Here is a 25,765-nt window from a genome sequence, read left to right as displayed (position 1 = left end):
AATTTTTTTTATTTATTTAAATATTTAAAATTTGAGTTCTCAAATAAATAAAAAAAATATTAACTATTAATTATATTTTATAATTATTATATTTTTTTTAAATTTAAATACTTATTATGATTCAATTGCTATTCTTAATTTTTTCATAGCATTTTTTTCCAATTGTCTTACTCTCTCAGCAGATATTCCATAACTGTTAGCTATTTCTTGTAAAGTATTTTTTTTATTACTATTTAACCATCTTGAATTAATTATATTTCTACTTCTTTCATCTAATTGTAGAATAGCGTTATTCAATTTAAAAGTAGCATGTTCTTTCCAATTATTTAATTCCAACAAAGTTGCGAAATCTGAAGAATTATCTTTAAAATGAGAATTTCTTGATTTTATTCTATTTTCATTGTCTGATCCTTCAGAAATTAAATTAAATGTTACATCTTGAGCTGACATTCTTGATTCCATTTCTTTTACATCTTGTATACTTACTTTTAACTCATTAGCAACAATTTTTATCTCTTCCTGATTAAACCAACCTAATCTCTTTTTATTTTTTCTTAAATTAAAAAATAACTTTCTTTGTGCTTTTGTAGTTGCAACTTTTACAATTCTCCAATTTTTAAGTACATATTCATGTATTTCTGATTTTATCCAATGAACTGCAAAAGAAACTAAACGAACTCCAATTTTAGGATTAAATCTACGAACTGACTTCATTAATCCAATATTTCCTTCTTGAATTAAATCAGAACGAGATAATCCATAACCAGAATAACTTCTAGCAATATGAATTACAAATCTCAAATGAGATAAAATTAAAATTTTCGCAGCATCTAAATCTCCTTCAAAATATAATTTTTTAGAAAGAATTTGTTCTTCTTCTAAAGATAACATCGGACTAGAATTAACAGATCTAATATAAGAATCTAAATTACCTAAAGAAATTATTGATAACTTTTTTGTGCTGTCTAACATTCTATTCCTCGTTTAAATTTAAAACATTTAAAAAAAATAAAAATTAAAAACAGTATTTATAAAAAATATATTTTTTAAAAAAAAACTAATGTATTTTTTAAAACATAATAACACATATAAAAATAAAATGTATTTTCTATGTTTTTAAACCAATTATTGATATACTTTTTAAAAGTAAAAACTATTTCGATTTATATTTTTTGAATAACATATCTATAAAATCAAAACTGCGAAAAACAAATAGATCTAATGATTTTTCACCAACTCCAATATATCTAATTGGTATCGAAAATACATGAGCTATAGAAAAAATTATTCCACCTTTTGTAGATCCATCTAATTTAGAAACTATTAAGCTAGTAACTCCTAAAAATTCATTAAAAATTTTTACTTGTAAAATAGCATTTTGTCCTATAGTTGCATCAACTACTAATATTATTTCAAATACATCAGAAACAGAAATATTCTTCTTAATAACACGAACTACTTTCTTTAATTCTTCCATTAAATTTAATTTATTTTGTAATCTTCCAGCTGTATCGATAATTAAAACATCAATATTTTTAGTTTTAGCAATCTTCATTGCATGAAAAACAATAGAAGAAGGATCTTTATGCTTGGAATTAAAAGAAGAAATAATCGGAATATCATACATATTTCCTAGTTCTTCCAATTGTTCTAATGCAGCTGCACGAAAAGTATCTCCAGCTACTATTGCTACAGATTTACCAATCTTTTTATACTTTACCGATAACTTTCCTATCGTTGTAGTTTTACCAACTCCATTTACTCCAACTACTAAAATAATAAGTGGATTTTTTATTTTTTCTAAAAAATAAGGACTTTCAACTTTTTTTAAAATAAAACTCATTGTTTGTTTCAGTCGTTCATACACAATATTTGAATTATTCCAATCTTCTTTTTTTACATTTTTTCGAATACTATCAATAATATAATTTGTAGTTTTAATACTTATATCTGAAATTAATAATTGTTCTTCTAAGCTATCTAGAATAGAGTTATTAATTTCTTGTTTAAAAAAAATTTTTTTAAAACCTTTTGAAAACTTCTCACTTGTTTTATATAACTTTTCTTTCAAACGAAAAAAAAAAGTTTTTTTAACATCTTTTGAAATAAATCCTTTTTGATTTTTTTCTTTTTGATTTATAATTAAAGAAACTCTATTTTTGTCTTCTTTGTTTAATATTTTTTTTTCATTAATAACGGAATCTTTTTTTTTTTTATTTTTTAAAATGGAATTAACCAATTTATTTTTAGAACGGAAAAAAGAAAAAATTCCTATTTTTTTATCTTTAGACATAAAATATAATCCTTTTTAAAAAATTACTTTACAAATTCAATATTTTTTATAAAAAATACTTATTTTAAAAAAATAATTTTCATTTAAAATTAACTAAATAAATCTTTATCAATTTATTAATAAAAAAAACTAAAAATGAAAAAAAAAAATAATAAAAAAATTCGAATTATCGGAGGAGATTTAAAAGGAAGTATATTATTTACAAACAAATTAATCAATGTAAAACCAACAACAAACTATATGAGAGAAACATTATTTAATTGGATACGTCCAAAAATAAAAAAATCAAATTGTTTAGATTGTTTTTCTGGTAGTGGTGCACTATCAATTGAAGCTATCTCACAAGGAGCAAGTTCTGTAATAGCTTTAGAAAAAAATAAAAAAAATATTCTCTTAACTAGAAAAAATTCAAAAAGACTAAAAATCTCAAATAAAATTAAATTTATTACCTGTGATACTTTAATTTGGCTAAAAAAAAAAAGAAACTTTTATTTTAATATTGTTTTTATTGATCCTCCATTTAAGAAAAAAATGGTGGAAAAAACAATCTTTTTACTAGAAAAAAATAATTTTCTAGAAAATAATTCAATAATCTATATTGAAATGGAAAAAAACAACAAAGAGATTTTTATTCCAAAAACATGGAAACTAAAAAAAAAAAAAAAAAAAATAATGTTTTATACTTAATTTATAATAAGATAAACAATCTTAATTCTTTTATTCATTAATTCAAGAAAATAAATATATTAAATAGTATATTTTATATATATTCAACTAAAATAAAAATAATCAATATGACTAATAAAAAAAAAATAGAAAGTATCTCTTTGAACAATTTTCTAAAAAACCCAATTAAAAATATAAGACAAGAAAAAAATCAAATATTAGAAATATCAAATAATAATTTACCAGTTGTATATCTCATTAATCCTATATTACTAAAAAGATTTCTAGCAATTGAAACTGCTTATAAAGAAACACAATTAAATATAAATTCCTCAAATTTATTATTTTTAAAAAAAATAGAAAAAAAAAAAACACAAATACAAGAAAAACAATGTGGAAAATTCCTCATGTATAAATCATGGACTCCAGATAAAGATTTCTTAAAAAAATCTTCTTTATGGGGTATTAATTTAAATCAATATCCAAAAAAAAGTGAATTAGCTTTATTTATATCATATTGGAAAGCTGAAAATAGAATATTTCACCATATACAATGGCAACAAAAATTAGCTAGAAGTTTACAACAAACCAGGCGCTTTGATTTTAAAAAAAATAAAAAAAGAGATATAAATAAATTACCCAATCCTGATTCAATTATTCCAGAAGGATTCAGAGGAAAATAACATAATGAAAAATTATCATTCGAAAATACTAAAAAAACTAAAACAATTAATTCCAAATCGTATACAACCAAAATTTAAAAATGAAAAAGAACTCTTATCTTGGAATCAGAAAGAAGGAAAAAAATTTTCTCAATCTATAATTAGAGAAAATAAAGCAACAAAAATGGAAAAAATACTAGGAAATTCTGGTATAAGAGAATTATATATTAACTGTTCTTTTGACAACTATCAAATTCAACACGAAGGACATAGAAAAGTAGTAAAATCTGCAAAAAAATATGCAGAAGAATTTAATTCTAATATTGCAAGTTTTATTTTTTCAGGACGACCAGGTACTGGAAAAAACCATCTAGCATCAGCTATTGGGAACTATTTAATTTTACATGGAAAAACTGTTTTAATAGTTACAGTAGCTGATCTAATGTCTAATATGAAAAATACTTTTAATAATTCTAGTCGAACAACAGAAGAAAAATTAATAAACACCCTTAGTACTGTTGACTTACTAATGATTGACGAAATTGGAATGCAAACAGAATCACGTTATGAAAAAGTAATAATAAATCAAATTGTAGATAGAAGATCATCATCTAAAAGATCTACAGGAATGTTGTCTAATTTAGATCATAAAGAAATGACAAAATTACTTGGAGAAAGAGTAATTGATAGAATGCGTTTAGGAAATAGTTTATGGCTTACTTTTGAATGGGATAGTTACAGAAAATATATTACAGGAAATGAATTTTAAATAAAATAATTTTTTTTAAATAACTATTAAAAAAAACAGTTAATTTATTATTTTTTTATTCTAGATATATATAAAGAACTTCTAGTATCAACTTTAATAAAATCTCCTATTGAAATAAATAATGGAACTTTTATTTTAATTTTATTTTCTAAAACAGCAATCTTTTCCCCAGAACCAAATATATCACCTTTTTTAAATTGTTCTGTTTCAATAACTTTCAATTTAATAAAATTATTAGGTATTATTGATATAATTTTATTATTCCACAAAGTAGTTAAATAAGAATTTTGTTCAATCAACCATTTTAACTGATTCATCAAAATTTTTTTTTCAACTAAAAATTGCTCAAAATTTTTTTCATTCATAAAATACCAAAAATAACCATCATTATACAAATAAATTAAATTAATTTCTATAACATCAGCAAGTTCTAAAGAAGAATCAGTTGCTTTAAAAGTTTTGTCTAATAATTGTCCTGTTAATAATCTTCTAAATTTTACACGAACAAAAGCTTGTCCCTTTCCTGGCTTTATAAATTCACTAGATTCGATCAAATAAGGCTCTCCTTCAAAAATAACTTTTGATCCTACTTTAAAATTACTATTTACAGATTTCATTATTTTCCTAACATCAATAAATAGAAATATTTAAACGTTTATATAAAAACTATATTATATAGTATAATTAAATCTATATAAAATTTTTATTAAAAAATAATTATAAATATAGAAAAATAAAAAAAATGTTTTTAATAAAAAATTTTATAAAAAAATAAAAATCCAGGTTGCCATCATATAAAAAAATATATAAAAAAACAACCTGGAAAACAAGAAAACATTCTTTTAATTATAAGTAATTTAAATTTTATTTATTTTATTACTTATCAATTAATAAAGGTTACATCATTCCACCCATACCGCCCATTCCTCCTTGAGAAGGCATATTCAAGTCAGATTTTTCTTCTTTTGGTAAATCAGTAACCATACATTCAGTTGTAATCATTAAACCTGCTACAGAACCAGCATATTGTAGAGCCGATCTAGTAACCTTAGTAGGATCAAGTATACCAAATTTTATCATGTCTCCATATTCATCAGTAGCTGCATTATATCCATAATTTCCAACTCCATCTTTAACATTATTTGTAACTACAGAAGGTTCTTCACCTGAATTAGAAACAATTTGACGTAATGGAGCTTCCATTGCTCTTAATGCAACTCTAATACCTACATTCTGATCTTCATTTTGACCAAGAATTTTTGATATTTTTTGAGCTACCCTTACTAAAGCTACACCACCACCAGGAACTACACCTTCTTCAACAGCAGCTCTAGTTGCATGTAAAGCATCTTCAACTCTAGCTTTCTTTTCTTTCATTTCTACTTCAGTAGCAGCACCTACCTTCAATACAGCTACACCACCAGATAACTTAGCTAATCTTTCATTCAATTTTTCTTTATCATAGTCAGAAGTAGATTCTTGTATTTGTTGTCTAATTTGTGCAATTCTATTTTTTATATCTTTTTTAGAACCAGAACCATCAATAATAGTTGTAGTATCTTTAGTTATAACAACTCTTTTTGCTTGCCCTAAATCTTCTAAAGTAGATTTTTCCAAATCCATAGCTAATTCTTCAGAAATTAAAGTACCAGCTGTTAAAATAGAAATATCTTGCAACATAGATTTTCTTCTATCTCCAAATCCAGGAGCTTTTACAGCTGCTACTTTAACAATTCCTCGCATTGAATTTACTACTAAAGTAGCTAAAGCTTCTCCTTCTAAATCTTCTGAAATAATTAAAAGTGGTTTACTAGATTTAGCAACAGACTCTAATATAGGTAATAACTCTCTAATACTAGAGATTTTTTTATCAACCATTAAAATATATGGATTTTCTAATTCTACTATTCCAGTTTCTGGTTTGTTAATAAAATAAGGAGATAAATACCCTCTATCAAATTGCATTCCTTTTACTACTTCTAATTCATCTTCTAGTCCAGTTCCCTCTTCAACTGTAATCACTCCATCGTTCCCAACTTTTTCCATTGCTTCAGAAATTAAACTTCCAACTGTTTCATCTGCATTAGCCGAAATGGTTCCTACTTGAGTAATTGCTTTTGAATCTGAACATGGAACTGATAATTTTTTTAATTCTGAAACTGCATGAATAACAGCTTTATCAATTCCTCTTTTTAAATCCATCGGGTTCATTCCAGCAGCAACTGCTTTTAATCCTTCATTTACAATTGCTTGCGCTAATAAAGTTGCTGTTGTTGTTCCATCTCCTGCAACATCGTTAGCTTTAGATGCTACTTCCTTAACCATTTGAGCACCCATGTTCTCAAACTTATCTTCTAATTCAATTTCTCTAGCTACAGAAACTCCATCCTTAGTAATACTAGGAGCTCCAAAAGACTTATCTAGTACTACATTTCTTCCTTTCGGTCCTAAAGTTACTTTTACAGCATCAGCTAATACATTTACTCCACGAAGCATTTTAACTCTAGCTTCATTACCAAATTTTACGTCTTTCGCTGCCATTTGACATTCCTTTAATTCTTTTAAGTTAAAAAAAACTAGATTATTGATTATTTTTATTCTTCAACAATCGCCAAAATGTCGCTTTCAGTTAAAATTAAAACTTCTTCATGATCCATTTTTTCTGTTTTTGCACCATAACCTTCATTAAATATAACAACATCACCTACTTTTACATCAAGTGATTTTACACTACCATTGTCCAGAATTCTACCGTTTCCTACTGCTAAAACAGTTCCGCGAGTCGATTTCCCTGCAGCTGAACCTGTTAATACAATTCCTCCTGCTGACTTAGATTCAGATTCTTGACGTTTAATTATCACTCGATCGTGTAACGGACGAATTTTCATCAAATAATTCTCCATATTTAAAAAATTAATATCTTACAAAAATCAATATTTTTAAAATAAAAACAAATAATTCCACAATTTCAGATATATGGATAGTTTAGTAAACTTTCAAGACTTATATATTTTTTTTTTTAAATTTAAAAAAAATAATTGACTTTAATTTAAATTTAATGATTAAATATTACTGTCTCTAATTTTAAAAAAAGCCCGAATAGCTCAGTCGGTAGAGCAGGGGACTGAAAATCCCCGTGTCGGTGGTTCAATTCCGCCTTCGGGCAAAAAATAGTTTTTTTTAAAATGATATAAATTTAAATTTTCAAAAAAAAAATTAAACTACTTTCCTATACAAAAACTAGAAAAAATTTTTTTTAATAAATCTTCAGTAGTAAAAATACCGGTAATTTCCCCGAAAAGTTTTTGTATTTTAAATAAATCCTCTGCTAAAAATTCAATATTTTTAAATAAACTCCATTTTTTTTTTAGTTCTTTAAACAAAATTATTATTTTTTTTAATATATTGATATGTCGATTTCTCACTAAAAAAATATCTTCCGACATATCCCAATTAGAAATTTTTAAATTTTTAATTAATTGCTTTTTTAAATCATTTAATCCAATTTCTTCCTTAACAGAAATATGTAAAATTGAAAAATTATCATTTTTTTGTTTAACAAAAAAATTTTTATTTTCTGAAATTAAATCACATTTATTAATAACAATAATTATTTTAGAACTTTTAGAAAATCTATTAGACAAATTCTTATACAATAAATATTGTTTTTCTTTACTTACTGTGCCATCGAATACATATATTATTTGATCAGAAGTAATAATTTCATTCCAAGCTAAATCAATTCCTATTTTTTCTATTTTATCTATAGGAGAACGAAACCCTGCAGTATCAATTAAATTAAAAAAAAAACCATCTATATATAAATCAGAACGCAATACATCGCGAGTAGTACCCGCAATATTTGTTACAATCGCATTTTCCTTATTACAAAGAGAATTAAATAAACTCGATTTCCCAACATTGGGTTCTCCTACAATAACTACTTTTATTCCTTTTTTAAGAAAGTTTTCAAAATAAAAAGATTTTTTTAAATGGTCTATTTTTTCATACAAAAAATTTAATTTTTGATTAATATTAAGAATTGGATGATCATTTTCTTGTTCTATTTCTGAAAAATTAATTATAAGTTCTATAGTTGAACGTAACTCAATAATTACATCTAAACAATCATTAATATATTTAGAAAATTTCCCTTGTAAAGAATCGAAAGATAATCTTGCAGCTCTTTCCGAAGTAGAATTAATTAAATCAGAAATTGCTTCTGCCTGTACTAAATCTAATCTTCCGTTTAAAAATGCTCTTTGAGAAAATTCACCAGGATTAGCAATTCTAAGATTAGGAATAAGTAAAATATTTTTTATTAACAAATCTAAAACAACTGGACTACCATGTGCTTGTAGTTCTAACACATCTTCTCCAGTAAAAGAGTTCGGAGAATCAAAAAAAATAGCAATTCCTTTGTCTAAAACTTTTCCTTTAATATCAAAAAAAGAACTAAAAGTAGCATATCTAATAATAGGAATCTTCTTTAAAACTGATATAGCAACATCTCTAGTACAAGATCCAGAAATTCGTATTATCCCAACCCCAGATCTTCCTTTCGGAGTAACTTGAGAAACAATTGTTTCATTAAAAATCATAATTTTTATCTTTTAGAAATAAAAAAAATAAAACTATTTCAGTTGAAAAAACTTTAATCATAATTCTTAATAAAAAGATTATTAAAAAATCAACTTTTATTACGAAACCCACGACTAATTATTTTTTGTTGAAAAATAGTAAAAATATTACTTGTAACATAATACAAAACTAATCCTGATGGAAAATATAAAAAAAATAAAGTAAATAATATTGGAACTAGATACATAATATTTTTTTGTATAGAATCCATAGAATTATTTGAAGAAGTTTTTTGAATTACCCACATCGTATATCCCATAAGAATAGGAAAAACAAAATAAGGATCTCTATCAGAGAGATCATTAATCCAAAATAAAAAAGGTGCATGACGCAACTCTACAGAATTAACTAACATATAGTATAAAGCTAAAAATATAGGCATTTGAATAATTACAGGTAAACATCCTCCAAATGGATTTATTTTTTTTAAATTGTACAAGTTAATTATTTCTTTACTCATTTTTTGTTTATCATTTTTATATTTTTTTTTAATTAAATCAATTTCAGGTTGAATTAATTTAATTTTTTCCATAGATATATATTGAAATTTTGCTAACGGGTACATCAAAAATCGAATCAAAATAGTTAAAAAAACTATTGACCAACCCCAATTTCCAATAAAAAAATGTAATAAACTAAGAATATTAAATAATGGTTTAGATATAAACCATAAATATCCATAATCTAAAGTTAAATCTAAATTTGGTGCTAATTCAGCCATTTTATTTTGAATAGAAGGACCAATCCATAATTTCGAAGAAAAAGAAAAACTTTTGTTTGGAAGTAAATGAACTGGTCTAGATTCGTATCCTATAGTTACAATATTATTATTTGTTTTATTTGTATAAATTATATTATTACTAATTTTTGAAGATTGAGGAATCCAAGCTGCTACAAAATATCGTTGAACCATTGCTATCCAACCATTTTTTGTTAATAATTTTTTATCTTTATTTATTGAATTCAAAGAATTCTTTTTGTATTTTTCTAAATCAGTAGAATATACAATACCTCGATATTTCTTTAAATCAAGTTGATTATTTTCATGATAATAATCGTCTTTATTACTACGATTAATTGGAATATTGATACTTTGCTTTAATTCATTAAAAAAAGATATATCTATTGCTTTTCTAGAATTATTTAAAACAGTATTTTCTATTTCAATAAAATACTTTCCATAAAGTAAAACAAAAATTTTTTTATATACAATTCCATTAATAGAATCAATCCAAACAAATGGAATTCTTAATTCTTTTTTTAAAGTATTTGTTGTAAAAATAATTGCTTTATTAAAAATATTCTTTCTTTTAATTTTATTTAATTTTAAATTTATTTTTTTTTCATTTTTTTTAATTGTTATTCCTTCACCTAATCGATAAAAAAAATTAGATTCTGTATCTAATAAACAAAAAGGAGAATCAGAACCTAAATGATTTTTATATTTTAACAAAAAAACTTTTTTAATTGTACCATTAAATTTGTTTAAAAAGACAGAAATAAGATTATTGCTCAATACAATATATTTGCTATCTTTTTCGTTTTTATAATATTCATTTATATTTTTTATATTTTTTTTATTAACTTCAAAACTATTGTTAATGTATTTCAACTCAAACATTCTTTTTATACTGTTGTTTTCATTCTTAAAATTCGATATATTAATAGGAATTCTCGTATTTTTATAAAAAAAATTCCAAATAAAAAAAGAAATACAAAAAAATGAAATAATAAAAATTTTTTTTTGAAGAGAATCCATTATTCTAATCTCATTATTTAATACTATTTATCATACAATTTCAAAAAAAAAATAAAATTTGACTAAGTATAGGGATGGCATTTAATTAATCTTTTAATTATTAAAAATAAACCTTTCAAAAAACCATTTTTAATTAAAACTAATTTTGCATATTCTGAACATGAAGGATAAAAAAGACATCTTTTTATCATTAAAGAACTAATGAAATTTTGATAGAAAATTATCAAATAAACAAATAATTTAACTACTATAGAAGATAGTTTTTTTTCCATAGCTGTTTTAATAACTCCATTAATTTACTATTATTCAAATTCATAGATTCTTTCTTTACTATAACAATATAATCCATTGGAATTAATCTATTTTGAGAAATTCGAAACGTTTCTCTAACTAATCTTTTAATTCTATTCCTTTCATTAGATTTTTTAATATTTTTTTTAGATATAATTATTCCTATTCTTGAATGAGAAATATGACTTTTACGAAAAAAAAATACTAATTCTCTACAAAAAATTTTTTTTGGACTTAAAAAAACATAATTAAATTCTTTTCTTTTTACTAACCTCATTTTTTTTCTAAAACAATATTTATGCAATTATTTTCCTATATTTTGACAAGAAACAGTTAAATACATTCGGGATTTAGATCTACGACGAGATAAAATACGACGACCATTTTTTGTAGACATTCTCTCTCTAAATCCATGAGAACGTTTTTTTTTTATTCTAGATGGTTGAAAAGTTCTTTTCATTTATTATTATCCTCAATAAAATGCATGATAATCTATTTTATATTATTTTTTAGAAAAATAATTCTACTACATTGAATCAACAAAATCGAAGAGAATCTAAAAAAACTGTTTTTCATAAAAAAATCTAATATAAAATTTAATCTTTTAAAATGAATCATTAATTAAAAAAATATTTATAAGTTAAGAAAACTAAGTTATTCAAATAAAGTTTATTACTTCTGAATATCAACTTTGTTCGTATGGAGTCTTCTACCGTGTCGTTTTTGCTTTGGCAACGATGTCTTTTTAATTTACAAAAAAAACTAACACCTACAGAATTTAGTATGTGGATACTTCCTTTAAAAGCAAAATTAATTACCAATAATACATTAATATTATATGCACCAAATAAGTTTGTTTTTGATTGGATTAATGAAAAATACATTTCTAACTTAAATCAATCCATATTAGATATATTTGGAAAAAATAAACCAATACTACAAATTAAAATTAATAAAAAAAAAGAAAAAAAAAATATATATAAAAACGAAACAAAAATTATAGAATCTATAAATTTTAATATAAATAGTGTATCATTAACAAAGTTATCGTCTAAACGTTCTTGTTTAAATAAAAAATATAAATTTGAAAATTTTATAGAAGGAAAATCTAATCAATTAGCAAAATCTGCTGCATATCAAATAGCTAATAAAACAGGAAATTTTTATAATCCTCTGTTTCTATATGGAAAAACAGGTCTAGGAAAAACTCATTTACTACATGCCATAGGAAATATGATTACATATAAAAAAAAACTAAATAAAGTAATATATATGCATTCAGAACAATTCGTTCAAAATATGGTAAAATCAATTCAAGAACATTCAATTGAAAAATTTAAAAAATTTTATCGATCAGTAAATGTTTTACTTATCGATGATATACAATTCTTTGCAAATAAAGAACATTCTCAAGAAGAATTTTTTCATACTTTAAATGCACTACTAGAAAGAAACCAACAAATTATATTGACTTCTGATAGATATCCTAAAGAAATAAACGGGGTAGAAGAAAGACTAAAATCAAGATTTGGATGGGGATTAACAATCTCAATCGATCCTCCCGAATTAGATACAAGAATTTCTATTCTTTTAAATAAAGCTAAAGAAAAAAATATTTTATTACCTATTGAAATAGCTTTATATATTGCAAAAAAACTAACATCAAATGTTCGTGATTTAGAAGGAGCGCTAAATAAAATTATAGCTCAGTCAAAATTTATAAATCAATCTATTACTATAGATTTTGTTAAAGAAACACTAAGAGATTTATTTTCAATACAAGAAAAAATAATTACAATAGAAACAATACAAAAAGCAGTAGCAAAATATTATGAAATTAAAGTTTCCGATTTATTGTCTAAAAAACGTTCAAAATCAGTAGTCCAACCAAGACAAATAGCAATGACCATGTCTAAAAAGTTAACAAACCATAGTTTTCCAGAAATAGGAAAAGCATTTGGAAATAGAGATCATACAACCGTATTGCATGCATATCGAAAAATTAACAAACTTCAAAAAGAAAAAAAAAACATGAAACAAGATCTATTAAATTTAATAAAAATGTTATCACTATGAAATTTACTATAAAAAAAGAAGAAATAATACAATCACTTAAAAAAATAAATGTTTTATTAGGAAAAAGAACAGATTTACCTATCTTAAGTAACATCTTAGTTATAATTAAAAAAAACTATCTATTTCTTACATCTACTAATTTAGAAATTGAAATAACTACTAAAACATGTTTGAAGCCACCTTTCGAAATAGGAAAAATAACAATCCCAGGTAAAAAGTTCTTAGATATATGTCGTTCTTTCCCAAAAAAGGAAAAATTAACAATTTTAAAAAAAGAAAACAAAATTATTATTACTGCAAAAAAAATATTTTTTTCTTTAATTACATTGCCTTATAAAAATTTTCCTATATTTCCTAATAAATTTAAAAAAAAAAAAATGAATTTTTTATATCAGAAAAAGATTTTAAAAAAAATATAAAATATACAAATTTCTGTATAGCAAATTCAGATGTTCGTCATTATTTAAATGGAATGTTATTTGAAATTAAAGAAAATTATATTAGGAGTACGTCTACTGATGGATATAGAATTTCTACTTACAAAAAAAAAATTAAAATAGAAAATCTAAAAGAATCAATAATCATTCCAAAATCAACAATTAATGAATTATCCAAAATATTACAAGATAAATCATCTTTAATAAAAATATCTATATTTAATAAGCAAAATATTCGTATTAAAACTAATGATTTAACTTTTACTAGTAAATTAATTGACGGAGAATTCCCTAATTGTAAAAATTTGTTTGTACAAGAAAAAATCAAAAAAAAAATTACAATAAATACTAAAAAATTTCAAGAAGCACTATATAGAATTTCAATTTTATGTAATGAACAATTTAATGGAATTTCTTTATATATCAATAATAAAAACATAAAAATTACAAGTCAAAATCAAAAAGATGAATACGCAGAAGAAATAATAGAAATTATTGATCAAAATGATTCAAATGAAATTAATATTTCTATCAATGTTAATTATATTTTAGACGTATTAAAAGTGATTAAAGGAACTTCTCTTCAATTAACAATTAATAATGATTTGTCTAATATTCAAATTAAAGATCTTGAAAATAGCTCTTCTAAATATTTAATAATGTCTCTTCTAATATAAAAAAATATTTTTTAATAAAAAACAAAAAATCTAAAAAATTTTTTATAAAAAATTTATAATGTTATCAATTAATTAGGAATTATTATGTCAAAAAAATACGACGCGTCTAGTATTAAAATATTAAAAGGATTAGATGCCGTCAAAAAAAGACCAGGAATGTACATCGGCAACACCGATGATGGAAGTGGATTACATCATATGGTATTCGAAGTAATCGACAACTCAATTGATGAAGCATTAGCTGGATTTTGCAAAAAAATTACTGTGATAATTCATTCTGATAATTCTGTTTCTGTAGAAGATGATGGAAGAGGAATACCTATAGATATTCATCCAGAAGAGGGAGTTTCAGCTGCAGAAATAATCATGACTGTACTACATGCAGGAGGAAAATTTGATGATATTTCCTATAAAGTATCAGGAGGATTACATGGAGTGGGGATTTCTGTAGTAAATGCACTATCAGAAAAATTAGAATTAATAATTTATCGTCAAAAAAAAATATATCAACAAAAATTTATTAAAGGAATACCACAAAAATCAATCCAATCTATAAGTAAAACAAAAAAAAATGGAACATTTATACGATTTTGGCCAAATAAAAAAATATTTAAAAAATACATAAAATTTAGTTATGAAATATTATCTAAACGATTTCAAGAATTATCTTTCTTAAACCCAAGAATAGAAATTTATTTAAAAGAAATAGAAAAAAAAAGAAAAGAAAAATATTTAAATAAAGGTGGAATTAAAGAATTTGTATCATTCTTAAATAAAAGAAAAACAATTATTCATCCAAAAATATTTTATTTTTTAAATAAAAAAAATAACATAGAAATAGAAATAGCAATACAATGGAATAATTCTTACAAAGAAACAATTTACTGTTTTACTAATAATGTAAAACAACAAGAAGGTGGTACACACTTAGCTGGCTTTAAATCAGCAATCACTAGAACATTCAATATTTATATGGAAAAAGAAGGAATTAAAAAAAAAATAAAAATAAATGCTTCTGGTGAAGATGCAAGAGAAGGAATTACTGCGATAATTTCAATAAAAATGTCACAACCTAAATTTTCATCGCAAACTAAAGAAAAACTAGTTTCTTCAGAAGTAAAATCAGCAGTAGAATCATCAATAAACGAAAATTTAATGGATTTTCTTTTAGAAAATCCAACAGATACTAAAATTATTTTAGGAAAAATAATTGAAGCTGCAAGAGCTAGAGATGCTGCTAAAAAAGCTAGAGAAATAACCAGAAAAAAAACTAGTTTAGATCTAATAAATAGTTTTCCTGGAAAACTAGCAGATTGTCAAGAAAAAGATCCTTCTTTATCAGAAATCTATTTAGTTGAAGGTGATTCTGCTGGAGGTTCAGCTAAACAAGGTCGAAATAGAAAAAACCAAGCTATTTTACCTTTAAAAGGGAAAATATTAAACGTTGAAAAATCTCGTTTTGAAAAAATGTTAGAATCACAAGAGATAGCAACATTAATTACTGTTTTAGGATGTGGTATTGGAAAGAATGACTACAACCCTAATAAGTTAAGATATCATACTATCATAATCATGACTGATGCAGACGTAGATGGTTCACATATTAGAACCTTACTACTAACATTTTTTCACCGATATATGCCAGAAATTATACAAAGGGGGCATTTATACGTTGCACAACCTCCTTTATATAAAATAAAAATAGGAAAAAAAGAAATTTATGTCAAAGATGACGAAGAAATGCATAAAAAAAAAATTAAAATAGCAATTAAAGAAATTTCTATTTACACAAATATTCCTAAAAAAGAAAAAATAAAAACAAATATATTTGAAAATATATTTAAACAGTATTTAAATAAAAAAAAAATAATCCAAAAAAAATTTTTTAATATACCTAAAAAAATTATTAAAACGTTAATTTATTTAAATCCATTAAATGATCTAAAAAAAAGAAGAAAAACAAAATTTTGGATATTTAATTTAGCAAAAAAACTTAATAAAAAAGAAAATAAAAATATCTTTTATACAGAAGAATTAATATATAATTTCAATGAAAAAAAATTTGAGCCTCTATTAATTATCAATTCTTATGGGGAAATTAAAAAAATTATTTTCCAAGAAAATTTCTTTTTATGCGAGGAATATAGAAAAATTTGCTTATTAATTTCAGAATTTAAAAAACTAAAAATAAAAAAATTACAAATAGAAAAAAATAATCAAATATATCTAGTTAAAAATATAGAAGATACAATAGATTGGATAATTAAAACATCTATTTCAAAAAATATGTTTATACAACGATATAAAGGACTTGGAGAAATGAATCCAATTCAACTATGGGAAACAACCATGAATCCAAGTACTAGAAGAATGATTCAAATCACTAATAACAACAAAGATATAGCTGAAAAATTATTCACTACTTTAATGGGAGATACCGTAGAACCAAGAAAAAAATTTATTCAAATTAATGCTCTACAAGCAAAAAATATCGATGTATAAAACAATATTTAAATATTAAATAAAAAAAAATAAATTAAAAATATATATTTTTAATTTTTTAATAAAAAAATACGGCAGGAGAAATTAGACCTGCCGATATAATAAAATATTAAAATTATATTTTATGAAAAATCGATCATGTTAATAATTTTTAATTTCTCTAAAGACTCTTGTAATTTATTTAAAATACAATTTTTACTATGTATTCCAAAATCCTCATTTTTAATTTTTTTTTCTAATTTTTTTTTTTCTTCCAAAATTAATTTTTTATTTAAATCTTTTTTAAATATAATTGTATCTGCAAAGATTGTAACCTTTTTAGGTTTCACTTCCATAATTCCAGTAGATAAATAAATGTATTCTTTATTTTTTGATTCTTTTTTTATTAATAATAAACCCGGTTTTAAGTAAGTAAGTAAGTGCGAATGACCTGGATAAATACCAAGTTCTCCTAAAACCCCAGATGCTTTAATTTTAAGTATAAATCCAGAAAAAAAAATTTTTTCTATACTAATTAAACTACAATAAAAACGCATAAATAACATCCTTAATCCTAACTTATAAAAAGATAAAGAACTATATTTATTTATCTTTCATTAAAGCCTCTTCAATAGATCCTATCATGTAAAAAGATTTTTCGGGTAAATGATCTAATTCTCCTGAAAGTATCTTTTTAAAACCAATAATACTGTCCTTTAAAGAAACATATTTCCCAGAAAAACTAGTAAACATTTCAGCTACAAAAAATGGTTGTGACAAAAATCTCTGAATCTTTCTAGCTCTGTTAACAATTGTTTGATCTTCTTTTGATAATTCATCCATTCCTAAAATAGCTATAATATCTTTCAACTCTTGGTATCTTTGTAAAATTAATTGTACATTTAACGCTGTTTCATAATGTTCACTACCTACAATCTTAGGATTCAATAATCTACTAGTAGAAGAAAGAGGATCAACAGCCGGATATATACCTAGAGAAGCAATTTGTCTACTCAATGTAACAGTAGAATCTAAATGAGAAAATGTTGTTGCTGGAGATGGATCAGTTAAATCATCAGCTGGAACATATACGGCTTGAATAGAAGTAATTGAACCTTTTATAGTAGAAGTAATACGTTCCTGTAACTTCCCCATTTCTTCAGATAAAGTAGGTTGATATCCAACTGCAGAAGGTGTTCTTCCTAATAATGCTGAAACTTCAGTTCCAGCTAAAGTATACCTATAAATATTATCTATAAAAAATAAAACATCTCTTCCTTCATCACGGAATTTTTCAGCAATGCTCAGTCCTGTAAATGCAACTCTTAATCTATTTCCAGGTGGTTCGTTCATTTGACCATAAACAAGAGAAACTTTATCTAAAACCCCAGAATCTTTCATCTCATGATAAAAATCATTACCTTCTCTAATTCTTTCTCCAACCCCAACAAAAACTGAATACCCAGAATGTTCTATCGCTATATTACGAATTAATTCCATCATATTAACAGTTTTTCCGACTCCGGCTCCTCCAAATAGACCTACTTTTCCACCTTTAGAAAAAGGACAAATCAAGTCAATTACTTTAATTCCTGTTTCTAATATTTCTTGAGAAGTAGATTGATCTAAGTAACTAGGTGGAAACTGATGAATTTCTCTATACTCTATTTCTGAATTATCTTTACTTTTAAAATCCCCTTTTAAATCTATAGGTTCTCCTAAAACATTCATTATCCTACCTAAAGTAGGTGAACCCACTGGTACTTTAATCATATGACCCAAATTAATAACAGACAAACCAATTTTTAATCCATTAGAAGAACCCATTGCTATAGTTCGTACTACACCAGAACCTAATTGTTGTTGTACTTCTAAAATTAAATTTAAATTTTTATTTTTTACAATTAAAGCATAATATATATTTGGAACTGAGTCTCTTCTAAATTCTACATCAACAACAGCTCCTACCACCTTAATAATTTTACCAAAAGACATTTTTAATATACCTTACTTCTATTCTAAATTTTATAAAATTACAGAAGATCCTGAAATAATTTCAGTTAATTCTTGAGTTATAGCAGATTGACGTAATTTATTATAAATCAATCTACATTCCTGAATAGACTTTTTACTATTATCTGTAGCCGTTCTCATAGCAACCATACGAGCTGATAATTCACTAGAAACATTTTCTAACATACTTTTATATATTTTAGATTCAAGAAATTTATTTAGAATAATATCTAATAAAAAATTAAAATTAGGCTCATACAAATAACTCCATATTTTTTTTTTATTATGATTTTTTTTTAAAATAATTGGTAATAATTTAACAATTTTTGGAACATATATCATCGAATTTTTAAAATGATTATAAGAAATATAAATCTCATCAATTAACTTAGAATTATAAGAATTTAAAAACTTTTTAATAAACCGTTTGATTTTAATTAAATTAAAACGTTCACTAACGTCATCCGAATAAAAAATAATTTTATTATGATAATCAGAAAAAAAATTCCATCCTTTTAAACCGAAAATAATTAACTCGTAATCAATTTCGTTTTTTAATAATTCTTCTATTTTTAATAATATTTTTTTAAAAAGATTATTATTTAAACTACCACATAAACCTCTATTTGTAGAAACTACTATTATTCCTACTTTTTTTATTTTTCTCTTTTCTAAATAAGAATGTTTAAAACCTAATTTTTTCTCTAAAATAATATTGTTAACAACTTTTTTAATATTCTCTAAATAATGAAAACTGTCTATCATTTTTATTTTTATTTTTCTCATTTTAGAAACAGCAACCATTTCCATTGCTTGAGTAATTTTTTGAGTATTTGAAATAGCATTAATTTTATCTCTAATTTCTTTCGATGAAGACATTGATTATCCTAAAATTATATTTTTTTATTTACAATTTGAAAAAAAACCATTTAATTCTTCTTTCTTAAAACGATTAATAACCGATGAAAAAGCAGTTTCAATATCTTTATTATATGATCCTGATAAATTAATAGAATCAATTAAACTAGAATAATTTTGATTAAAAAATTTTAAGAAAAAATACTCAAAAAGAACAATATTTTTTACTTCTATACTATCTAAAAAACCATTTTCAGAAATAAACAATAATATTCCTTGTTCAGCAATAGAAATTGGAGAATATTGTTTCTGTTTTAATAATTCAATAATCTTTTCTCCAAAAATTAACTGTTTTCTAGTTGATGGGTCTAAATCAGAAGAAAACTGAGAAAACGAAGATAATTCTCTATATTGAGCAAGAGAAGTACGGATTTTACCTGAAAAAATCTTTATAATTTCTCTTTGAGCTGAACTTCCAATTCTAGAAACTGAAATCCCAGGATTAATTGCGGGTCGAATTCCTGAATTAAACAAAGAAGTCTCTAAAAATATTTGACCATCAGTTATCGAAATTACATTTGTAGGAACAAATGAAGAAACATCTCCTTCCTGTGTTTCAATTATAGGAAGAGCCGTTAATGAACCAGTTCTATTTTTAATTAAACCATTAGTAATTCTTTCAACACAACTAGAATTAATTTGAGCTGATCGTTCCAATAATCTAGAATGTAAATAAAAAATATCTCCTGGATAAGCCTCTCTTCCAGGAGGTCGTTTTAACAATAATGAAATTTGTCGATAAGCAACTGCATGCTTAGACAAATCATCGTATACAATTAAAGCATCTTCTCCTTTATCTCTAAAATATTCCCCCATACAACAACCGGAATATGGAGCTAAATATTGCAAAGAAGCAGATTCAGAAGCTGATGCTACAACAACAATTGTATGCGATAATGCGTTATGCTCTTTTAATTTCTGTACAATATCAACTACTGTAGAAATTTTTTGCCCTATTGCTACATATATGCATTTTACATTAGATTTTTTTTGATTAATTATTGTATCTATAGCAATAGCTGTCTTTCCTGTTTGTCTATCACCTATAATCAACTCTCGTTGTCCTTTTCCTATCGGAATCATAGAATCAATTGCTTTATATCCTGTTTGAATAGGTTCATTAACAGATTTTCTATCAATAACACTTGGAGCGTCTACTTCTATAGATGAAAACGAATCATTCTTTATTAATCCTTTTCCATCTATAGGTTCTCCTAAAGTATTTACGACTCTCCCTAATAAATTTCTACCAACAGGAACTGAAAATACTTTACCTGTGCATTTAACAATCATTCCTTCTTTAACATTCTGATAAGAACCAAGAACTACAGCTCCAACTATATCTCTATCTAAATTTAATACAATTGCATATTGAGTTACTATATCTTCTCCTTGTAATACCAACATCTCACCTAACATAGCATGAGATAAACCATAAATTTCTATTATTCCGTCAATAACCGAAATAATTTTTCCTTCGTAACTCGTCATACAATCAGTAATATCAAGTTCATTTATTCTTTTTTGAATTAAATCACTTATTTCAATTGCATTAACTCTCATTAGTTACTTTCTCTTCACTATTTAGAAAATTATTTATTTGTCTTATTTGACTGGAAATTGAAAAATCAATTTTTTTACTGTTAACTATTAAAACTAAACCACCTATAATAGATTTGTCTATTTTTTGTTTTACTAAAATTTTATAAAATGGGTAACATTTTACTAATTTCTTAGTAATTTTATCCAAAAAAAACGATTCAATTCGACAAACAGAAATCAAGAAAATCTCAATAACATTATCTTTTAAATTTTTAAGAATAGAAAATTGTTTTAATATCTCTGGAAGTAAAAGCAAACGATTATTATCTATAATTATAGAAATTAAATTTCTAACTTTTCTGTCAATTTTATTATTTAATACAGAAGAAAAAATTTTTAAAATATAACTTTTCGAGGAAAAAATTTTTTTTTTTACTATATCTAATTCAATCACTTTAGAAAACAAATCTAATACATATTCCCAATATTCTATTGATCCATCTTTAATCGCTATATTTAAAACAGCTTTTGCATAATTACGAGCAATTGTTATTCTATTTTGTAACATTATTTTATGATATCCTATATTAAAATTCAGACATCGCTTTATTAATTAATTCATAATGTTCTTTTTTACTAATACTACGATTTAAAATTTTCTTAGCTATAGAAATAGATAAAACCCCTAACTTTTTTCTTAAATCTTCATTCGCTTTAAAAGATTCAATTTCAATAACATTTCTAGCTGAATCAATAATTTTTTTACTTTTTTTATCAGCAATTCGTTTAGCTTCTTCTAAAATCAAATTTCTATTTTTATTAGCCAAATCTATAATTTCAGATACTTTCTTTTTAGCTTTTTTAATGTCCTCCTTTAATTTTTTTCTTTCCATTAAAATATTTCGTTTAGCTATTTCAATTTCTAAAAAAGAATTTTTAATATTTTTTTGTCTAGTTTCAATCACATTTATCAAATTTGGCCATATATAATTCATACAAATAAAAACAAAAAAAATAAAAGAAATAGATTGACCAATAATAGTAGCGTTAAAATTCATATTAACTATTTCTCCTAACAATAATCGCTTTATCATTCTTATGATATTTGTTCTAAAACTAATTAATAAAGCGCTATGCAGCAGCAAATATTAAATACAAAGCCAATCCTACTGAAATCATAGGTATTGCATCAACTAATCCCATAACAACAAAAAACTGAGTTCGTAAAACAGGAATTAAATCAGGTTGACGAGAAGCCCCTTCCAAAAATTTACCACCTAACAAACTAATTCCTATAGCAGCTCCTATTGAGGATAAACCTATCATTAATGCTGCTGCAATATATAATACATCTAAATTTGGATTATCCATTGATTTTTCTCTAAATAATTATTTTTAAAAACAAAAAAAGTTAATTCTCTTCAATTGCTGCAGATAAATATACTATTGTTAAAACCATAAAAATAAATGACTGTAAAAAAATTACTAAAATATGAAAAATGGACCAAGGTACAGATAAAAAAAACTGTCCCCACCAAGGAATTAAACCAGAAATCATCATAAAAATTATTTCACTAGAATAAATATTTCCGAACAATCTCAATCCTAATGAAATTGGTTTTGAAAATAAAGTAACTAATTCTAAAATTAAATTAAATACAAAAAAAAACGGATGATTAAATGGATGTAAAGACATCTTTTTTAAAAAAGAAAAAAAACCATTCTTTTTAATACTATAAAAAAGAATTAATAAAAAAATACTAATAGACATCGACATTGTAATATTTATATCAGAAGAAGGAACAACTTTCAAAAAATTTATTCCTAATATAGAATTTCCTAAAAGAGGAAAAAAATCTATTGGAAACAAATCCATACTATTCATTAAAAACGTCCAAACAAAAACTGTCAAAGATAAAGGAGGTATCAATACACTTTTAGTTTTGTACATATCTTTTACATTAGTATCAACAAAAATAACCACTAATTCTACAAAAGACTGTAATTTTCCAGGAAGTTTAACAGTTGCTTCTTTAGAAATCCTATAAAAGAAAAATAAAAACAAACATCCTAAAAATAAAGAAAAAAAAAGAGAATCAAGATTTACTATAAAAAAACTACTTTTTCTATTTGTTGATTCATTAACTATAGAAAAATCAAATAAATTCATTTGTAAATGATGCAAATGATGAATAATATAACTCTTTGGATCAGAAATAACCTTTAAAACCATAAAGTCCATTTCTCCTTTTATTTTACTAAATATAATCATGAACAAAAAATTATTTTTTTACTAACTACAAAAAAAATAATTTATATAATCAAGATATCTAAAAAATAATTCGAAAATAAAAAGCAGATTTTTTTTTAATATTACAAAAAAAAATAAAATTCGTAAAGTGAATTACCTTTTTAAAAAAAACATTTTTTTTAAATAAATTAATAATATAGATATAGCTGCTGGAGTAATTCCAGAAATACGAGAAGCCTGACCTATTGTAACTGGTTTATAAGAATTTAATTTTAAAACTACTTCTTTAGATAAACCTGTAATATTACCATAATCTATATCAGTAGATAACATAATTCTATCATTTAATCTTTGACGAAAATTTTCTTTAATTTGTCGATCAATATAACCTTTATACTTAATTTGTGTTTCAATATAATTCATAATTTCACAACTACAACCAGATAACTCATCTACAAAAATTTTTTCTTTTATTAGAGATAAATAATTTATTTCAGGACGTTTAAACAATCTTTCTAAACTAATTTTCTCTTTTATTAATACATTCATTCGTTCTTTCAATTTAAAACTAACTTCAGAATTAGGAGTAATAATAACTTTTTTTAATTCTTTTCTTTGGAATTTAATATTAGATAATTTTTTATTAAAAAAATTCCATCTATTATCACAAATCAAATTCAATTTTTTTCCAATCTCAGTTAATCTTATATCAGCATTATCCTCTCTTAAAAATAATCGATTTTCAGCACGAGCAGTAAACATTCGATAAGGTTCTGTTGTACCCTTATTGCATAAATCATCAACTAAAACTCCAATATATGCTTCATCTCTCTTAGGAAACCAAAAATCACCAGAATTTAAAGAATATAAAGCAGCATTAATACCTGCCAATAAACCTTGTGCAGCCGCTTCCTCATAACCAGTAGTTCCATTAATTTGACCAGCTAAAAATAACCCATTAATTAATTTACTTTCTAATGTTAACTTTAAATCTCTAGGATCCAAATAATCATATTCAACAGCATAACCTGGATGAATAATTTTAGCTTTTTCTAAACCATAAATTGAATTTACAATTTTTTTCTGAACCTCAATAGAAAAACTTGTAGAAATTCCATTAGGATAAATTTCTTTTTGTAATAATCCTTCAGGCTCCAAAAAAATACGATGACTTTTCCTATCTGGAAATCGAACAATCTTATCTTCAATAGAAGGACAATATCTTGGTCCATTACCTTTTATTAAACCTTGATAAACTGGATTTTTAGCCAAATTTTTTCTTATAATTTCATGAGTTTCCTCATTAGTTTCAGTAATAAAACAAGAAACTTGCAAAGGATGATCACTAATTTTTCCCATAAAAGAAAAAACAGGTGTAGGAAAATCCCCATTTTGTACTTTTAATTTAGAAAAATCAATAGTTTTTCCATCAATTCTAGGAGGAGTTCCAGTTTTTAACCTTCCTACACGAAAAGATAAATCTCTAATACAATCAGATAAAAAAATTGATGATTTATCTTTAATTCTACCACCAAAATAACAATTATTACCAATATAAACTTTACCGGATAAAAAAGTACCTGTAGTCAATATAACCGTTTTAGATAAAAATTTATTATTTTTAATAGTTATTACTCCAGAAACAGAAGAACTATCTATAATCAATTCTTTTACTTCATCTTCTAATAAATATAAATTTTTCTGTTTTTTAATCTTAGAAATAACTACTTTTCTATATAAAGTTCTATCAGCTTGACCTCTTGTTGACCTTACTGCAGCCCCCTTTGTAGAATTTAAAATTTTAAAATGAATACCAGAGTAATCAATTGCTTTAGCCATTAATCCTCCTAAAGCATCAATCTCTTTAACTAAATGACTTTTCCCAATTCCTCCAATCGATGGATTACAAGATAAGTAACCAATTGTTTTTATATTTTGAGTTAACAATAAAGTTTTTCTTCCCATTCTAGAAGAAGCTAAAGCTGACTCTGTTCCTGCATGTCCTCCTCCAACTACAATCACATCAAAAATAGTTTTATCGAATATCATTAAAAAAACCTTTCAGTTTTATTCAAACTATAAAATAGTTATTAACTAAAAAACAACATATACACTTTTTTTAAAAAAATATCAAAGATTATATTTTTAACTACCCTTTATTGCTTTTTATTTTTAAATAAAAAAAGATAAAAAGAATAAGTACTATTATTAAGAAATGGATAACCTGTGGATAACTATGCTTACTTATTGATAAATAAAGGTTTTTTAATGTGGATTAACTGTGTATAA

The 25,765-nt window shown here is 23.9% G+C and carries 26 protein-coding genes and 1 tRNA gene; 8 read left to right on the top strand and 19 right to left on the bottom strand.

The features are described 5' to 3' along the window. Positions 1-114 precede the first annotated feature (114 nt). Together rpoH and ftsY are read right to left on the bottom strand one after the other, a co-directional pair. Positions 115-972 carry an RNA polymerase sigma factor RpoH gene (gene rpoH / locus AB4W66_RS00135; protein WP_367674884.1) on the bottom strand — a complete coding sequence of 286 codons (858 nt, stop codon included), beginning with the start codon at positions 970-972 and terminating at the stop codon, positions 115-117. A 181-nt stretch (positions 973-1,153) separates the two neighbouring features. Further along, entirely contained in the window at positions 1,154-2,293 is a 1,140-nt protein-coding gene (ftsY, locus tag AB4W66_RS00130; protein ID WP_367674883.1) for a signal recognition particle-docking protein FtsY, read from the bottom strand. A 135-nt stretch (positions 2,294-2,428) separates the two neighbouring features. Between ftsY and rsmD the strand changes: the two genes are divergently transcribed. The 3 genes from rsmD to dnaC all read left to right on the top strand — a co-directional run bounded on the left by rsmD (position 2,429) and on the right by dnaC (position 4,390). Then, complete coding sequence (rsmD, locus tag AB4W66_RS00125; RefSeq protein WP_367674882.1) at positions 2,429-2,980, top strand: 16S rRNA (guanine(966)-N(2))-methyltransferase RsmD; 552 nt, start codon at positions 2,429-2,431, stop codon at positions 2,978-2,980. A gap of 107 nt (positions 2,981-3,087) precedes the next feature. After that, complete coding sequence (locus tag AB4W66_RS00120) at positions 3,088-3,642, top strand: DnaT-like ssDNA-binding domain-containing protein (RefSeq protein WP_367674881.1); 555 nt, start codon at positions 3,088-3,090, stop codon at positions 3,640-3,642. Between the two features lie 4 nt (positions 3,643-3,646). Beyond that, positions 3,647-4,390, top strand: coding sequence for a DNA replication protein DnaC (gene dnaC / locus AB4W66_RS00115; protein ID WP_367674880.1), 744 nt, complete (start codon positions 3,647-3,649; stop codon positions 4,388-4,390). 47 nt (positions 4,391-4,437) lie between these two features. On the opposite strand, the gene efp is transcribed toward dnaC, so the two are convergent. From efp to AB4W66_RS00100, 3 genes are all read right to left on the bottom strand, one after another. Then, positions 4,438-5,007, bottom strand: a complete 570-nt coding sequence (gene efp, locus AB4W66_RS00110; RefSeq protein ID WP_367674879.1) for an elongation factor P — start codon at positions 5,005-5,007, stop codon at positions 4,438-4,440. A 280-nt stretch (positions 5,008-5,287) separates the two neighbouring features. Beyond that, on the bottom strand, positions 5,288-6,931 hold the full coding sequence (groL, locus tag AB4W66_RS00105; protein WP_367674878.1) for a chaperonin GroEL: 1,644 nt from the start codon (positions 6,929-6,931) through the stop codon (positions 5,288-5,290). A 53-nt stretch (positions 6,932-6,984) separates the two neighbouring features. Then, positions 6,985-7,278, bottom strand: a complete 294-nt coding sequence (locus AB4W66_RS00100; RefSeq protein ID WP_367674877.1) for a co-chaperone GroES — start codon at positions 7,276-7,278, stop codon at positions 6,985-6,987. A 205-nt stretch (positions 7,279-7,483) separates the two neighbouring features. Between AB4W66_RS00100 and AB4W66_RS00095 the strand changes: the two genes are divergently transcribed. After that, positions 7,484-7,556 (top strand) — tRNA-Phe (locus AB4W66_RS00095). Positions 7,557-7,611: 55 nt separating this feature from the next. Here the strand turns inward: AB4W66_RS00095 and mnmE are convergent. From mnmE to rpmH, 5 genes are all read right to left on the bottom strand, one after another. After that, positions 7,612-8,991, bottom strand: a complete 1,380-nt coding sequence (mnmE, locus tag AB4W66_RS00090) for a tRNA uridine-5-carboxymethylaminomethyl(34) synthesis GTPase MnmE (protein ID WP_367674876.1) — start codon at positions 8,989-8,991, stop codon at positions 7,612-7,614. An 89-nt stretch (positions 8,992-9,080) separates the two neighbouring features. Continuing rightward, a complete protein-coding gene (gene yidC, locus AB4W66_RS00085; RefSeq protein ID WP_367674875.1) occupies positions 9,081-10,790 on the bottom strand; it encodes a membrane protein insertase YidC in 1,710 nt (569 codons plus the stop codon). 62 nt (positions 10,791-10,852) lie between these two features. Then, entirely contained in the window at positions 10,853-11,062 is a 210-nt protein-coding gene (yidD, locus tag AB4W66_RS00080; protein WP_367674874.1) for a membrane protein insertion efficiency factor YidD, read from the bottom strand. Continuing rightward, on the bottom strand, positions 11,038-11,358 hold the full coding sequence (rnpA, locus tag AB4W66_RS00075) for a ribonuclease P protein component (RefSeq protein ID WP_367674873.1): 321 nt from the start codon (positions 11,356-11,358) through the stop codon (positions 11,038-11,040). The genes yidD and rnpA overlap by 25 nt, the downstream gene beginning before the upstream one ends. Before the next feature lie 27 nt (positions 11,359-11,385). Further along, positions 11,386-11,541: a 50S ribosomal protein L34 gene (gene rpmH, locus AB4W66_RS00070; protein ID WP_367674872.1), complete on the bottom strand. Its 156-nt coding sequence runs from the start codon at positions 11,539-11,541 to the stop codon at positions 11,386-11,388. 254 nt (positions 11,542-11,795) lie between these two features. Here rpmH and dnaA point away from each other — a divergent pair, with 254 nt between their 5' ends. The 4 genes from dnaA to gyrB all read left to right on the top strand — a co-directional run bounded on the left by dnaA (position 11,796) and on the right by gyrB (position 16,773). Further along, positions 11,796-13,157, top strand: a complete 1,362-nt coding sequence (gene dnaA, locus AB4W66_RS00065) for a chromosomal replication initiator protein DnaA (protein ID WP_367675100.1) — start codon at positions 11,796-11,798, stop codon at positions 13,155-13,157. Then, a complete protein-coding gene (locus AB4W66_RS00060) occupies positions 13,154-13,576 on the top strand; it encodes a hypothetical protein (RefSeq protein ID WP_367674871.1) in 423 nt (140 codons plus the stop codon). Before dnaA ends, AB4W66_RS00060 begins: the two co-directional genes overlap by 4 nt. Further along, on the top strand, positions 13,546-14,271 hold the full coding sequence (gene dnaN, locus AB4W66_RS00055) for a DNA polymerase III subunit beta (protein ID WP_367675099.1): 726 nt from the start codon (positions 13,546-13,548) through the stop codon (positions 14,269-14,271). Before AB4W66_RS00060 ends, dnaN begins: the two co-directional genes overlap by 31 nt. 84 nt (positions 14,272-14,355) lie before the next feature. After that, the gene (gene gyrB / locus AB4W66_RS00050; protein WP_367674870.1) at positions 14,356-16,773 is read left to right on the top strand and encodes a DNA topoisomerase (ATP-hydrolyzing) subunit B; all 2,418 of its coding nucleotides are present in this window, start codon (positions 14,356-14,358) and stop codon (positions 16,771-16,773) included. Between the two features lie 122 nt (positions 16,774-16,895). On the opposite strand, the gene atpC is transcribed toward gyrB, so the two are convergent. The 9 genes from atpC to mnmG form a co-directional block, all read right to left on the bottom strand. Next, a complete protein-coding gene (gene atpC / locus AB4W66_RS00045) occupies positions 16,896-17,318 on the bottom strand; it encodes an ATP synthase F1 subunit epsilon (protein ID WP_367674869.1) in 423 nt (140 codons plus the stop codon). 37 nt (positions 17,319-17,355) lie between these two features. Then, entirely contained in the window at positions 17,356-18,747 is a 1,392-nt protein-coding gene (atpD, locus tag AB4W66_RS00040; protein WP_367674868.1) for a F0F1 ATP synthase subunit beta, read from the bottom strand. A gap of 30 nt (positions 18,748-18,777) precedes the next feature. Then, complete coding sequence (gene atpG / locus AB4W66_RS00035; RefSeq protein ID WP_367674867.1) at positions 18,778-19,644, bottom strand: ATP synthase F1 subunit gamma; 867 nt, start codon at positions 19,642-19,644, stop codon at positions 18,778-18,780. Positions 19,645-19,668: 24 nt separating this feature from the next. After that, a complete protein-coding gene (atpA, locus tag AB4W66_RS00030) occupies positions 19,669-21,246 on the bottom strand; it encodes a F0F1 ATP synthase subunit alpha (RefSeq protein ID WP_367674866.1) in 1,578 nt (525 codons plus the stop codon). Continuing rightward, complete coding sequence (gene atpH, locus AB4W66_RS00025; RefSeq protein ID WP_367674865.1) at positions 21,236-21,793, bottom strand: ATP synthase F1 subunit delta; 558 nt, start codon at positions 21,791-21,793, stop codon at positions 21,236-21,238. Before atpH ends, atpA begins: the two co-directional genes overlap by 11 nt. Positions 21,794-21,812: 19 nt before the next feature. Further along, a complete protein-coding gene (locus AB4W66_RS00020; protein ID WP_367674864.1) occupies positions 21,813-22,319 on the bottom strand; it encodes a F0F1 ATP synthase subunit B in 507 nt (168 codons plus the stop codon). A 37-nt stretch (positions 22,320-22,356) separates the two neighbouring features. Continuing rightward, on the bottom strand, positions 22,357-22,596 hold the full coding sequence (atpE, locus tag AB4W66_RS00015) for a F0F1 ATP synthase subunit C (RefSeq protein WP_367674863.1): 240 nt from the start codon (positions 22,594-22,596) through the stop codon (positions 22,357-22,359). A gap of 40 nt (positions 22,597-22,636) precedes the next feature. Next, a complete protein-coding gene (gene atpB / locus AB4W66_RS00010; protein ID WP_367675098.1) occupies positions 22,637-23,458 on the bottom strand; it encodes a F0F1 ATP synthase subunit A in 822 nt (273 codons plus the stop codon). Positions 23,459-23,629: 171 nt separating this feature from the next. Then, on the bottom strand, positions 23,630-25,525 hold the full coding sequence (mnmG, locus tag AB4W66_RS00005) for a tRNA uridine-5-carboxymethylaminomethyl(34) synthesis enzyme MnmG (RefSeq protein WP_367674862.1): 1,896 nt from the start codon (positions 25,523-25,525) through the stop codon (positions 23,630-23,632). Positions 25,526-25,765: the final 240 nt, after the last annotated feature.

The sequence above is a fragment of the Buchnera aphidicola (Tetraneura ulmi) genome (genome assembly GCF_964058925.1).
GTDB lineage: Bacteria > Pseudomonadota > Gammaproteobacteria > Enterobacterales > Enterobacteriaceae > Buchnera_D > Buchnera_D aphidicola_B.
The sequence above is the reverse complement of the archived record's forward strand: the minus strand, read 5'-3'. Positions and strand labels throughout refer to the sequence as shown.